This is a genomic window from Faecalicoccus sp. LCP19S3_E2, from assembly GCF_052121255.1.
In the GTDB taxonomy this organism is placed as follows: domain Bacteria; phylum Bacillota_I; class Bacilli_A; order Erysipelotrichales; family Erysipelotrichaceae; genus Faecalicoccus.
Genome location: NZ_JBQKEP010000017.1, coordinates 1 through 11855, shown reverse-complemented (window position 1 = coordinate 11855; position 11855 = coordinate 1). Strand labels below are relative to the sequence as shown.

Below are 11855 nucleotides of genomic sequence, written 5' to 3'. Positions count from 1 at the left end.
TCTCCTATCCCGTAATCACTTCTTCCGGGCGAATTCGAGTGGCCCATATACTTTGCGTATGAGGAGCATCCCATCCGCAGCCAAAGCTAAAATCAGCACCTTGTTGAAAATAAGAAACCTCTTGTTCCAAAGAAGCATGCAGCTCAAAAACTTCAATGTGTGTATGTCCGCCTGTACTGTTACCGCTGTTTCCAGATAAGGCCAAGACATCACCTTGCGAAAACTGTTGTCCGGGAGCTACATAAATCGTATTGGATAAATGAGCAAAAGTCAGGGCATACAATTTTTCCTGTATCGAAACGATCACACAAAGGGTATTGCCTCCACCATAAGGCCATCCTTCCATGTTGCCCAGATAGCCATCATTGCTGTTGTATGAGGTATCGGCATATAAAACAATGCCATTGGCCGGAGCATAGATGTTTGAATATAAAGCCAGGGCAAGATCCATACCTAAATGCATTCCTCCGTGCGGATACGACCATGTTCCGGCCGATATATAGCCCTGATCCGATACTTTTCCCCAATATGGACTTGTGGAAGTAATGGAAGCATCCTGCGCCAGACAGGAGAAGTGTGAATCATTCTTTGTAGAATGTATAGAACCAAACACCGGAAGATCTTGTAGTCCCTGAATCATCTTTTGTGGATCATGTTGGCCATGAACAGGCTGATCATATCCATCGGTGCGTTGAAATCGCTCCTTGAGGGTATTCTGTGCTTTGTCAACACGCTTATCATACGCTTGAAGATTTTGAATTTCCAGCTGGAATTGAACTTTTCTCTTCTCTTTTTGAGAACATTTTTCTTCCAGTTGTTTCTGATGCATATATAAAGTTTGAAGATCCTTCCCTTCGTTTAAGATTCGTCCTTCCAGACAATACGGATACATACTTTGTTCCTGCATCAGATAGAGTGCCATTTGTTTTTTCAATCGCTCATAAGAGTGATGTGTAACACTCTTTTTTTCCTTGAGTTCTTTTAACTCGATGTCATTTAAATCGGCTTTGTTCAATACCGATTCCATATCTTTTAAAATCTCTTTTCTTATTTCCTGTAAAGACTGTGAAACTTGTGCAGCCTGCTGCTCTTTGCAGTCCATCGCCTGTCTTTCCAAAGCCTCAAGCTCGTTTTGGTAATTCGAAGTTTCCTGAAATCCCGTTAAAGAAATAAGCAAAAAAAAGCAGACGAAGAATCGAGAAAATCGCATTAAAAAATCTCCTTCTACTGTCTGTTTTCTTTATCACTACATTAACACAATCTAAATTGTATTTTCAATCTTTTTTAACCAAAACTCCGGCATTTAAGATCATCGTAAAAACCAGTGCCGTTGCCAATACATTCATTGTTACATCCAGTAAACCATGAATCAAAAAAATCAGAATGAATCCGATAATCAAACCAAACAACTCTCGATCATACAATCTTACGTTTCCTATTTCCGGAAACAGATATCGACAGGCATAATAAATGATCAACAAAGTGCCGACGATCCCATAAGAAGCTAGAGAATCTACATAAATATTATGCGCATGTGGTGCCTTATGTCCATTAAACATTTGATAATACAGATGATAAGACTGTGGTCCCAGACCGAATATTGGATAGTTTTGAATGCCCATCCATGCACAATTCCATATCTTAAAGCGCGATTCCAATGTGCTCATATCGGTTATTCTGGGAATCAAATCCGGCTCCATAAAAACCAATACGATGCCTATACCTAATCCAGCCAAAGATAGAAGCAACCACTTTTTTTCTCTTGCCAGAAAGAAAAATAAAGGAATGATGACAACAAGCGGCAACAAAGCAGTGCGACAACCGGTCAAATACAGCAATCCGAAATTAAACAGTCCAACGACTACATAGAGTATTCTTTTTAACAAGCCTCTGCACTGGATAAAACGATAGACACAAAAAAAGATCCAAAACTCCAACATGGTTGCATATAAGTTGGCATTATCAAACGTAGCCATGATACGTCGCTTGGGAGAATTTTGAATATGGAATTCGAAAAAATCATAGCCTTTCTGTGCTGAAAAATCCGCAAACTGAAAAAGTGCCAAGATTCCTACGAAGATCGATCCGATCAACATGATATCGATCATATAATGAAATAATTTAGGATGAATCTGCTGGCGATATCCGCTGATAAAACCGACTACCAAAAGCATTCCAATCGCATTAACAAGTCCTGTAAAGTTTGTTGCGAAAAGAGAAACAATGATTTCCAAAAAGACAAACAAATAGATCCAAAGTGCCCCCGGTTGTTCTTTTATAGCACTCCATAATTGTTTTTTATAGATCATCCATCCCAAATACAAAATCAAGACGCCGGCCATAATGTACTGTGTTAAAAATAGAGATACAGTTACCAGCAAAAGCATCCAGTCTGTATTCTGAAACGAATGAAGTTCTTCTTTTAACGTACTCAAATTCATTTTGATTCCTCATTTACTTCAAATATTCCTGCAGGACCTCGGCGACGACCTGATAACCCGCATCGCTCAAATGTAATCCATCGGCTGTATATTGTATCTGAAGATTTCCCTGCTCATCCTGCAGTTTTGCATACAAATCAATATACGTCAGATTCTTTTCCTTACAATATTCCTCTAACTGCGCATTGATATTTTGAATCGTCGCATTGGATCGAACACCTACCGCCGAACTGACAGAGGCATTAACCGGATATAAACTCTCTACAAAAATTTCAGCTTGTTTACGATTTGTTTGAATCTCTTCGATGATCTCTTCTATATTTTGTACGACTGCCTCTTGTGACTTGCCATCTCTTAAATCATTGGTTCCGATCAGTAAAAAGATCTTGGATGGGTTGTAGTCGTAAACTCTTGTCTTCATCGATGTCAAAATTTGATCGGTCGTATTGCCCGCAATACCGCTGTTCACGACCGGCTGGCCGGGAAAATAGGTTTCCAGATCAAAATAATCGGTCAAAGAATCCCCCAAAAACAAATAATTATCCGGCACCACCTGCACTTCTTTTTCCACCTCTTTGGTTACGATCTTTTCTTTTGTGAAAAACCCGAATGCGATACCAAGACAAAGGATCAGGCTGAATAAAGTGCCCAACCACAATACAATATATAAAGCTTTACGGATACGAATTCCCTGTTTTGTCATACTAACCCCCATTTCCTAAAAGTATAGCATGACTTTTGATTTGTTTGAAAGTGATGTATAAAAAGAGACCATTACAGGATTCCATTTTTCATCCGGAATCTTTACATCGGTTTTTATGATTTAAAACATAAATAATTACCTATCGCATCAAAAGAATACTGTCAAAAATCAGCCGGTAACATACCAGTCTTTTCGATTATCGAAAAATTTAGGATTTCGATCAAACAGATTTTTTTATCAAATTAAAAAAAAGACCTCTGAAAACTTGGTTTTCAGAAGTCTGTATTTTATACAGCTTTATAGATCCTCTATCTCTTCTACTTCCATTTCAAGGATCTGCATTTCATTTCCTGTTTTTAAGACAGTGTCTTCAGATTGGCAAAACGGGCATGTTTTTCCATGCTTCAATGTGTCATACTCCTGGTGACAAGAAAGACATGTAGTAATAGCCGGCGTATTCTGAATATTTAGAATACAATCTTCAAATCCCTCGTATTTTTTTCGGGCCCATGTGAAACAATCAATCAAATAAGAGGGTATAATTCCACTCGCCTGTCCTATTTGTAGTGTGACCGAAGATACTTTTTGGATCGCATTTTCTTTGCGAATTTGATCCACACTGTCCAAAACATGGATAACAATTCCCAATTCGTGCATCAGCTTTTCTTCTTGAAGGCAATTTTAACAGCTCGCTTTACCATATATGGAAGGATGGTCTTAGCTTTATCTTCCGTTTTTACCATGTGACTGGCTTCCGGCAATTCCCGATAGAGATGTATCGCATCAAACTCGCACTTGGTCGTACAAATTCCACAACCGATACATTTATTTGTATCGACAATACTGGCCCCACATCCCAGACAACGAGCCGTCTCCTTCTTTACCTGTTCTTCCGTGAATGGCAGTACCGATTCTTTAAAAGGTGTGGTCTTCTTATGCACAGGTTGTTGTCTGGATGTATGATCGTAATCTGTAAAAACGACTTCGTCTTTATTTAACATGATATATTCTCGCAGATTTCTTCCAATTGTCATACTGGCATGCGGTTTGACGTAACGGTGCAAAGATTCTGCCGCTTGTTTCCCCTGAGCAATCGCATCGATTGCGAATGCAGGGCCGGTAAAACAATCACCTCCGGTGAAAATATCCGACACGCTGGTCTGAAACGTCCTGGCATCGGCATCGATCCAAGGCCCTCTGGTCGAGAGTTTTTCCTGATCAATGATCGCTTTTATATCGCTTTGCTGGCCTACACTGAAAATCACATGTTGGCAATCGATCGTCTTTAATACTTCTTCGTTATATACCGGAGCGAATCGATGGCTGTCATCAAATACAGACACACATTGTTTGAAGGTAATCGATGCAACTGTTCCCTCTTTTTCTTCTAAAGACACAGGACCCCAGCCATTGATGATCCGAACGCCTTCTTCTTTGGCTTCGCGGATCTCATCGCTGCTTGCCGCCATCTCTTCTGCCTGCTCCAAACACACCATATAAACAGGAGCAGCACCACAGCGTAAAGCTGTTCGACTGGCATCGATAGCTACGTTACCACCACCGACAACAACACAGGCACCCTGCAGTGATACAGGTTTCTTTTGTACGCTTCCCAGTAAATCAACCGCACTTTGCACGCCTTTGGCCTGCACATTTTCTAATGGAAGAATACGGCCCTTTTGTGCACCCGTTGCCAAATAAAAGGCTTTATATCCTTCGTTACGCAATTGTGCGATAGTTTTATCTTTCCCGATTTCAATGCTACATCGAATATCCACTCCCAAAGCTTTCATAATGTCGATTTCGGCATCAATGACTTCTTTTTCCAGTTTAAAGGAAGGGATTCCGTATCGAAGCATGCCTCCCGGTTTTTCATTTTTTTCAAAAACAGTCGGACGATACCCTCGGCAAGCCAGGTAATACGCACAAGACAGTCCGGCCGGCCCGGCTCCTATAATTGCGATTTTTTCCGAAAACTCACCACGATTGCTGGGAATGATCTTTTTAGGAATATAGCGATATTCGTCTTTCAGATCACATTCCGCAATAAATTTTTTCACTTCATCGATAGCAATTGCCTGATCGATCTTTCCTCGTGTACAAGCCTCTTCACAACGGCGGTTACAAATTCTTCCACAAACGGCCGGGAATGGATTTTCTTTTTTGATTAAAGCCAAAGCCTCTTTATACTTACCACGAGAAGCCAATTTTAAATAGCCTTGAACCGCAATATGTGCCGGACAAGCTGTCTTGCAGGGAGCTGTTCCTGTGTCATAACAGTTAATTCGGTTTTTATCACGATAGTCCGGGCTCCAGCGTTCTTTTCCCCATCGATTCGTATCCGGAAGTTCAACTTTAGGATACTCGATATCACCATGCGTCGTACAAAGCTTTTGTCCTAGTTTTACGGCTCCCGCCGGACAATGTTCCACGCAGGCTCCACAGGCCACACAATCTTGTTTGGTCACCTTGGCGACATACGCACTCCTAGACATGTTAGGCGTATTATATAATTGTGAAGTTCGCAATGCATTACAAATATTGACATTACAGTTACAGATCGCAAAAATTTTATTTTCTCCGTCAATGTTGGTGATCTGATGGACAAAGCCATTATCCTCTGCCCGTTGAAGTATTTCTAATACCTCTTCATACGTGACATAGTGCCCTTTTTTCGTTTCCACCAGATAATCGGCCATATCTCCGACACCGATGCACCAATCCTGTGGATCGTCGCCACATCCTTCTCCCATACTGGCTCTGGACATACGACAGGAGCAGGGACTGGCAGCATATTTACCATCATATTTCTTTAACCAGTGTGAAATGTGTTCTATGTCCTTTGTCTCATTGATCGCATGAATCGCTTTTTCCACCGGAATTACATGCATACCGACACCGGCCCCTCCCAGAGGGACCTTGGCCGTTACTTTATCCAAAGGAAGTCTGGTCATCTGATCAAAAAAATGAGCCACTTCCGGATGTTCTTCAATCACCTCCGGATGCATATTAACAAATTCGGCAGAACCGGGGACAAAGGGTGGAAGTACCCATTGTTTCTCATGATCTTCATTTTCCCAATTGTATTCTAAAAGACCAACATAACTCATCTCATACAAGATTTTCTCTAAGTATGCTTCTTCTTTTTTCGTCACTCGTACAAAATCACTGAGACGCATCGGCTTGCGAACCTTCATATGCAGCGCAATTTCTGCCATTTCATCGGTCACTACAGCTGCCAATCCCCAGTATTCCGGATCCTCTACCGTCACTTTATGTCCAATACGATCCGTAATTTTCTGTGCCAGCTTTAATATTTTTTCTCTGGGCTGGCCCTCCAGTTCCTTTCTATACTCTGCCATTTTCTTTCACACTTTCTGCTTTTTCTTTTAGCCAATCAGCCCATTCCTGAATCCCTTGTCCTGTTTTGGCGCTGATCAAAATAATCTTTGCCTTCGGATTCCGTTTCCATATCTCCTGTTTGCAGTATTCGACATCAAAATCAAACGCATCGATCACATCGATTTTGTTGATCAAGACTACATCACAAATAGAAAACATTAATGGATATTTCAGTGGCTTGTCATGTCCTTCCGGCACGGATAAGATCATGGCATTGCACATAGCCCCTGTATCAAACTCAGCAGGACATACTAAATTTCCTACATTTTCAAGGATCACTACATCCAGATCATTTATGCCAAATGCCGTTAACCCCTGTCTTGTCATCTGTGCATCTAAATGGCACATACCACCTGTATGAAGCTGAATGGAGCGATACCCCAATTCTTCAATACGTTTTGCATCGCAGGCTCCGTCGATATCCGCTTCCATGACCCCAACACGAAGGCCATCCAGATAAGGTAGTGTTTTCTCGAGTGTGGTAGTCTTGCCACTGCCCGGTGAAGACATTAGATTCAACAAGAAAACACCTTTTTGACTCAGTTCCTGTCGCAATAGATCGGCTTCGGTCTCATTATGCGATAAGATATCCTGCCGTATTTCATATATTTTAGTCATGCACTACCTCCTGATGTAAAGCGACTTTACACAGCCATAAAACCATGGCAAACGTAAATACAAATAAAAAGCATAAAAAATCCGAACACAAAGAGGATTCCAGTTCGACAAAATAAGCGGGTCCTTCCTGTAAAAAGGCCATAATAAAATCAGCACTCCACATCAGTGAAGACCCCAAAAATAAGACCATTGGAAATTTATATTGATAAGCATCCGATGGTCGTCTTACATACAGAAAACTAAATACAACAGCACAAAGCCAGCTAGCGCACAACAGCATGTTTTTTCCTCTTTAAAAGCAGTTTATACTTCCAAACAACAAATCCCACCCATGCCAGAGTTACCAGTACGCTCATTAAAACACCAGTCGTTAAGATCTCATGAATCATAGCCTGCGTATCTTCCATAGACATCATGCTTGTAAAAAAGGGTGGCCAGAACACTAGTTCTCCATGATAAACATGTTCTACAATTAATAAAGCACTTCCTCCATACAGCATTTTTTCCAAGACTGGAACTTCCTTCACAAATTGATTTTGACTCGATTTCTTATTGAGTTTTTTAGAAACCGCAGTCAAGACAACCGCTTCGGTCATCGGGGCAACAAAACAACCCATAATACACCTACTTTCCTCTTTTATTGTAACCCCTTTCAAATTAAATGACAAAGTATAAATTGACAAAGCAGTTAGTTAAGGTAATATTGTACGAAAAAGATAAAACGTATAGATTTTTTTATAAAAAAAGAGGCTGAATCAAATATTCAACCTCATACGGCGATTTGCCTGTTCTATTCTAAAATGGTGCCGACAGCAAGACTTGAACTTGCGACCTACGCGTTACGAGTGCGTTGCACTACCAACTGTGCTATGTCGGCGATTGCTCAACTATCATATCATACTTTTGAAAAAAGTACACAGATAAGTTGAGTTTTTTTTGTTATTGAGCGCTATCGATCTGTGATTGAAGACTGGCAATCTGTGCTTCCAAACGTGTGATTGTCTGATCATTGGAAGATATCGCAGAATGCAATTCACTGATGCTGGCAGAATCCCCACTTGCCTGTGCTGTCGCAAGCTCTGAACGTAAGGTCTGTCCATATTCTTCATAAGAAGCCAGTTGGCTTTGTAAAGACTGTAACTGGCTTTGTAGGGAAGCCATCGCCTGTTGTTCTTGTGCTGCCTGTTGATCAGACGCTTCTTTATCTTTACGAACATTTTCCAGAAGTTCACTAAAGCCCATATCCGCATTGGCTTTGGCCATTTCATTGATTCGTTCCTGCAGCTTATCGGATAGTTGTGAATAAGCATCTTCCAAATCCAACAACTCATATTGTTGAGAAGCACTTAAAGAATTCCAGCTTGTCAAAAGAGAAGTAATTCTTTGGTATGCACCATTTGGATCCGTACCAATCTGATCTTTCATCTCTTTTAGTTCTTTGACAAGACTCGTATAGGTTTTACCTGTTTGTTCCTTAAAATAGGCGTTGATATCTTCTTTTTGCGTGGCGTTTAGACGATCGTAATCTTCATCCATATCCAATAGTTCAAATCGCTCTGAATCGGACATTAAAGTGGCATTGCTATCAAGATCACTTCCATATTCATCCGCATAGCTAACCAGCTTGTCATAGGACTTCTGCATAGCTTCCGTTACGATATGTGCCGGATCCCAAACATAGATTTTATAAGCATAGCCGCCCAAACATGCCAGGAATAAAACCACTACACCGGCAATAATGGCAATCTTTTTCTTAGATCGTTTTTTCTTAACCGGTTTCTCTTTTTTCCTGGTGGTATGTGGTACACCTTTCGCATTTGATTTATTTAAATCCACTTTTAGCTTTGTACGAATCGTTTGATCCTGATCGTATTCATGTAAAGCTTTGGCAACTGTATTGACATCAAAAGACTGTGTTTTTAACTCTTCGATCGAAGATGTTGTAAAATCATCATCTTCTTCCTGGAGCTGATTATAATAAAAGCGCTGCTCTTCTTCGGCAATGGTCGATTGTCCTCTCTCTTTTCGAAGCATATCTAAAGCCGAAGATAAGGTTTGTTCAGCTGCTTTTCTTTCATCTTCGTTTTTTTCTTTTGTTTGATCTATCGTATCGGATCGATTGGCATAAATGGCCATATCCGTTTTTTTATCCAGTAAAGCTTTGGCAAAATCATCAATTTCTTCTTTTTGCACTTTGTTGTTCGGTTTTTCCATTTCATTCCTCCGGTGCCTATATCATAACAAATACAGGTCTTAAAATAAAGGTAGTATCACTTTCCTTGTCAAAAGAAAAGACATTACGCTATAATAAAGGTATGAAAAATGAAAAGATTATCAAACAAATTGCACAGCCCATTTTGGAGCAGTTGGAAAAATATGAAAAACAGTTCGGTAAAACAGAATTCAGATCGTTACCCGAAATTCATTTTGTTTTGGATAAAACACATGATGGACCTGTCATGATAGAAGATATCGAACTTACAGATGAGTTGTTGGAAGAATTGGAAACTTATATTCAGGAGCAAATTGAGGCCAAACACAAGCCTACAATTTTACATTGATTTTTTAAAAAGGTTCTGCTATTATATTAAAGCAGTCTTGCGGGCGTGGCGAAATTGGCAGACGCACCAGACTTAGGATCTGGCGCCTTCGGCGTGGGGGTTCGAGTCCCTTCGCCCGCACCAACAAGTAGAAAACGGACAGAATGTTCTCTGTCCGCTTTTTTTTATCTATTTCCTGTTTTTATGAAATTGATCAATTCCTCTACATCATCAAAATCATCATAATCCCCATTTATTCCCTCACGATGATAGATGACTCCCATTTTCTCATTTCTTTCCAGACAATCTAAAAGCGTATCCTCACCATATCTTTTGGCAAATTCTGTAAAAGCATAGGGTTTTATTTTAGACAACATTCCTTTTTGACATGCTTCGCTACATTCATAACAATGTTTGATTCCTTTAGATATCGAACACTTTCTGTTCTCACAGCCATCCTTATCCGGACACTGTCCTGAATCACAACCTGCACAAATTATATTTTCTGAACATAGACAACATGCCAATCCACAACGGGCAATTCCTAATTCTCGTTTCATAAAACCAGCTTCCCTTCCAGTCAAATGCATAATCAATAAAGAATCTTTAGCCCTGCATAAAATCCGGGTCTTACAAAGAAAGAAACTCCACCTAACACCCATTATAAGAAAAGTTCTGCCTTTCATTTAAAATTCGCATCTTCATTTAAAACAGATACTTTTTCTATATCTTTATATGAAATTGTACATTTTGTACCGATTAGAATCTGTAATTTCTGTTTTGTATCATCCAATAGAATGCATTCTTGTTCCATAATGAACCTATTCTTCTTTGGATAAAATTTTATCGATTTCTCTTTCGAAATTGATTTGTTCTTTCCTGAAAAAATCCATCAACTCTTCTAATTGCTCATTTTGTGCTTTGTTTAAGGCATCTTTATAAGTATCTTTATTGGCTGCATGTACGATAAAAGGAACTTGCTTGCTTCTTAAACACTCTTTGATCAAAAGAATTCGTCCGATTCGACTGTTTCCTCCCTGAAAAGGCATAATTGCTTCATAAGCGGCATGAAAACGTGCCAGACTTTCCAAAGAGTGCGTATCTCTTTCATTATATGTATTGATCAAATCATCCATTCTTTGGGTAACCTTTTCCCATTCGCTTTCTTCTCTTTCCTTTTGTCTGTGATATTCGCCGGCATAGGAGCCTTTGCGTACATCCTGGCTGCTGCTGTTTCTAAAACACAGGTGATATTTTTTGATTAGATTATTGGAAACAGAATTATTTAATGTCTTTAACATTTCATCAAACATCACAAAATGACCGGTCGTTTCTTCGATATCCACCAAACGAATACTATTATCATCCGGTATGATCTCTCCACGCGTAAAAATGGAAGCGACTTGTTTGCGTGTCAATGTATTGCCCTCGATTTTATTGGACTGGTAGGCGGCTTCGATCTGCATCCATGCATATACCCCATCTTTTTGATTGGCTTTCTGTTCCTCTAAAAGCCTTTGAATCAATTCTTCTATCCATTCTTTTCGCATCTTCATACTCCTTTTGTCATCATTTCATCACAAATCATAAGCTCTTTATTAAAGTATTCAACCAAACAATCATTTTCGGATACTTTGACGTCACCATAAAACAAAACATATCAGGCTAGTTTATTGTGTTACAGGATACCAGTCTTTAAAAGAAATCAGTTCATAGCCCTGATAGGTCAACTCACTTTTTACACCTGTGGGAATGGTCTGATATCCAAAGGCATCGATTTCAAATGTCAACAATCCTTTCTCTGTCTCAAACTGCAGTTCATAGATTGGTGTAGCTGAACTGCTTGTCACAGGATTGGGATGATAAGAATGTACGGTTTTCTTGACCAAAGTTGCCTCTACTGTAGAAAGTGGGCAATGATTGATTGTATAGCGTTTCATAGTAACCCCTTTCATTTATTTTCAAAAAGTTTCTTTTTTTACATTATATGGGTCTTTGTATTTTTTTACAATATATTTTATGAAATCTTAATCTAAAAAACGCTTAACCTCCAATTTGTTGACATAGCCTTTTAAGTAATCGCAAATTTAAAAAGATCTTCTTTTCGTATTTGACGAATAAAAAAGTAACTAACTTGTCCTCTCAATCTTT

At 39.5% G+C, this 11855-nt stretch carries 14 protein-coding genes and 2 tRNA genes; 2 read left to right on the top strand and 14 right to left on the bottom strand.

Going from position 1 to position 11855, the window contains the following annotated elements:
* Positions 1 to 4: 4 nt before the first annotated feature.
* From ACTQX6_RS11345 to ACTQX6_RS11300, 10 genes are all read right to left on the bottom strand, one after another.
* A complete protein-coding gene (locus ACTQX6_RS11345) occupies positions 5 to 1210 on the bottom strand; it encodes a peptidoglycan DD-metalloendopeptidase family protein (RefSeq protein ID WP_294688384.1) in 1206 nt (401 codons plus the stop codon).
* A gap of 64 nt (positions 1211 to 1274) precedes the next feature.
* The gene (locus ACTQX6_RS11340) at positions 1275 to 2441 is read right to left on the bottom strand and encodes an O-antigen ligase family protein (protein ID WP_294688382.1); all 1167 of its coding nucleotides are present in this window, start codon (positions 2439 to 2441) and stop codon (positions 1275 to 1277) included.
* Positions 2442 to 2454: 13 nt separating this feature from the next.
* Positions 2455 to 3144 (bottom strand): GDSL-type esterase/lipase family protein, encoded by a 690-nt coding sequence (locus ACTQX6_RS11335; protein ID WP_294688380.1) that lies wholly within the window; start codon positions 3142 to 3144, stop codon positions 2455 to 2457.
* 297 nt (positions 3145 to 3441) lie between these two features.
* Positions 3442 to 3801, bottom strand: a complete 360-nt coding sequence (locus tag ACTQX6_RS11330) for a hydrogenase maturation nickel metallochaperone HypA (protein ID WP_117447007.1) — start codon at positions 3799 to 3801, stop codon at positions 3442 to 3444.
* The gene (locus tag ACTQX6_RS11325; protein ID WP_294688377.1) at positions 3801 to 6506 is read right to left on the bottom strand and encodes an FAD-dependent oxidoreductase; all 2706 of its coding nucleotides are present in this window, start codon (positions 6504 to 6506) and stop codon (positions 3801 to 3803) included. Before ACTQX6_RS11325 ends, ACTQX6_RS11330 begins: the two co-directional genes overlap by 1 nt.
* Positions 6493 to 7164 carry a hydrogenase nickel incorporation protein HypB gene (gene hypB, locus ACTQX6_RS11320; RefSeq protein ID WP_117447009.1) on the bottom strand — a complete coding sequence of 224 codons (672 nt, stop codon included), beginning with the start codon at positions 7162 to 7164 and terminating at the stop codon, positions 6493 to 6495. The genes ACTQX6_RS11325 and hypB overlap by 14 nt, the downstream gene beginning before the upstream one ends.
* Complete coding sequence (locus tag ACTQX6_RS11315; RefSeq protein WP_168965666.1) at positions 7157 to 7444, bottom strand: hypothetical protein; 288 nt, start codon at positions 7442 to 7444, stop codon at positions 7157 to 7159. Before ACTQX6_RS11315 ends, hypB begins: the two co-directional genes overlap by 8 nt.
* On the bottom strand, positions 7428 to 7781 hold the full coding sequence (locus ACTQX6_RS11310) for a hypothetical protein (RefSeq protein WP_294688372.1): 354 nt from the start codon (positions 7779 to 7781) through the stop codon (positions 7428 to 7430). The genes ACTQX6_RS11315 and ACTQX6_RS11310 overlap by 17 nt, the downstream gene beginning before the upstream one ends.
* Positions 7782 to 7965: 184 nt before the next feature.
* Positions 7966 to 8041, bottom strand: a tRNA-Thr gene (locus ACTQX6_RS11305).
* Between the two features lie 62 nt (positions 8042 to 8103).
* Positions 8104 to 9378, bottom strand: a complete 1275-nt coding sequence (locus ACTQX6_RS11300; protein WP_294688370.1) for a hypothetical protein — start codon at positions 9376 to 9378, stop codon at positions 8104 to 8106.
* A gap of 101 nt (positions 9379 to 9479) precedes the next feature.
* On the opposite strand from ACTQX6_RS11300, the gene ACTQX6_RS11295 reads away from it, so the two are divergent.
* Positions 9480 to 9725 (top strand): hypothetical protein, encoded by a 246-nt coding sequence (locus tag ACTQX6_RS11295; protein WP_027968982.1) that lies wholly within the window; start codon positions 9480 to 9482, stop codon positions 9723 to 9725.
* A gap of 39 nt (positions 9726 to 9764) precedes the next feature.
* A tRNA-Leu gene (locus ACTQX6_RS11290) sits at positions 9765 to 9848 on the top strand.
* 41 nt (positions 9849 to 9889) lie between these two features.
* Here the strand turns inward: ACTQX6_RS11290 and ACTQX6_RS11285 are convergent.
* The 4 genes from ACTQX6_RS11285 to ACTQX6_RS11270 form a co-directional block, all read right to left on the bottom strand.
* Positions 9890 to 10264, bottom strand: coding sequence for a DUF3795 domain-containing protein (locus ACTQX6_RS11285; protein WP_294688366.1), 375 nt, complete (start codon positions 10262 to 10264; stop codon positions 9890 to 9892).
* A gap of 122 nt (positions 10265 to 10386) precedes the next feature.
* On the bottom strand, positions 10387 to 10518 hold the full coding sequence (locus ACTQX6_RS11280) for a hypothetical protein (protein ID WP_267471980.1): 132 nt from the start codon (positions 10516 to 10518) through the stop codon (positions 10387 to 10389).
* 7 nt (positions 10519 to 10525) lie between these two features.
* The gene (locus tag ACTQX6_RS11275; RefSeq protein WP_168965676.1) at positions 10526 to 11254 is read right to left on the bottom strand and encodes a Fic family protein; all 729 of its coding nucleotides are present in this window, start codon (positions 11252 to 11254) and stop codon (positions 10526 to 10528) included.
* Between the two features lie 120 nt (positions 11255 to 11374).
* Positions 11375 to 11644, bottom strand: coding sequence for a DUF2500 family protein (locus ACTQX6_RS11270; RefSeq protein ID WP_022789208.1), 270 nt, complete (start codon positions 11642 to 11644; stop codon positions 11375 to 11377).
* Positions 11645 to 11855: the final 211 nt, after the last annotated feature.

Excerpts from the sequence above, each read along its gene's own strand:
- ACTQX6_RS11345 (WP_294688384.1), bottom strand. The coding sequence starts at position 1,210 with ATGCGATTTTCTCGATTCTTCGTCTGCTTTTTTTTGCTTATTTCTTTA.
- ACTQX6_RS11340 (WP_294688382.1), bottom strand. The coding sequence starts at position 2,441 with ATGAATTTGAGTACGTTAAAAGAAGAACTTCATTCGTTTCAGAATACA.
- ACTQX6_RS11335 (WP_294688380.1), bottom strand. The coding sequence starts at position 3,144 with ATGACAAAACAGGGAATTCGTATCCGTAAAGCTTTATATATTGTATTG.
- ACTQX6_RS11330 (WP_117447007.1), bottom strand. The coding sequence starts at position 3,801 with ATGCACGAATTGGGAATTGTTATCCATGTTTTGGACAGTGTGGATCAA.
- ACTQX6_RS11325 (WP_294688377.1), bottom strand. The coding sequence starts at position 6,506 with ATGGCAGAGTATAGAAAGGAACTGGAGGGCCAGCCCAGAGAAAAAATA.
- hypB (WP_117447009.1), bottom strand. The coding sequence starts at position 7,164 with ATGACTAAAATATATGAAATACGGCAGGATATCTTATCGCATAATGAG.
- ACTQX6_RS11315 (WP_168965666.1), bottom strand. The coding sequence starts at position 7,444 with ATGCTGTTGTGCGCTAGCTGGCTTTGTGCTGTTGTATTTAGTTTTCTG.
- ACTQX6_RS11310 (WP_294688372.1), bottom strand. The coding sequence starts at position 7,781 with ATGGGTTGTTTTGTTGCCCCGATGACCGAAGCGGTTGTCTTGACTGCG.
- ACTQX6_RS11300 (WP_294688370.1), bottom strand. The coding sequence starts at position 9,378 with ATGGAAAAACCGAACAACAAAGTGCAAAAAGAAGAAATTGATGATTTT.
- ACTQX6_RS11295 (WP_027968982.1), top strand. The coding sequence starts at position 9,480 with ATGAAAAATGAAAAGATTATCAAACAAATTGCACAGCCCATTTTGGAG.
- ACTQX6_RS11285 (WP_294688366.1), bottom strand. The coding sequence starts at position 10,264 with ATGAAACGAGAATTAGGAATTGCCCGTTGTGGATTGGCATGTTGTCTA.
- ACTQX6_RS11280 (WP_267471980.1), bottom strand. The coding sequence starts at position 10,518 with ATGGAACAAGAATGCATTCTATTGGATGATACAAAACAGAAATTACAG.
- ACTQX6_RS11275 (WP_168965676.1), bottom strand. The coding sequence starts at position 11,254 with ATGCGAAAAGAATGGATAGAAGAATTGATTCAAAGGCTTTTAGAGGAA.
- ACTQX6_RS11270 (WP_022789208.1), bottom strand. The coding sequence starts at position 11,644 with ATGAAACGCTATACAATCAATCATTGCCCACTTTCTACAGTAGAGGCA.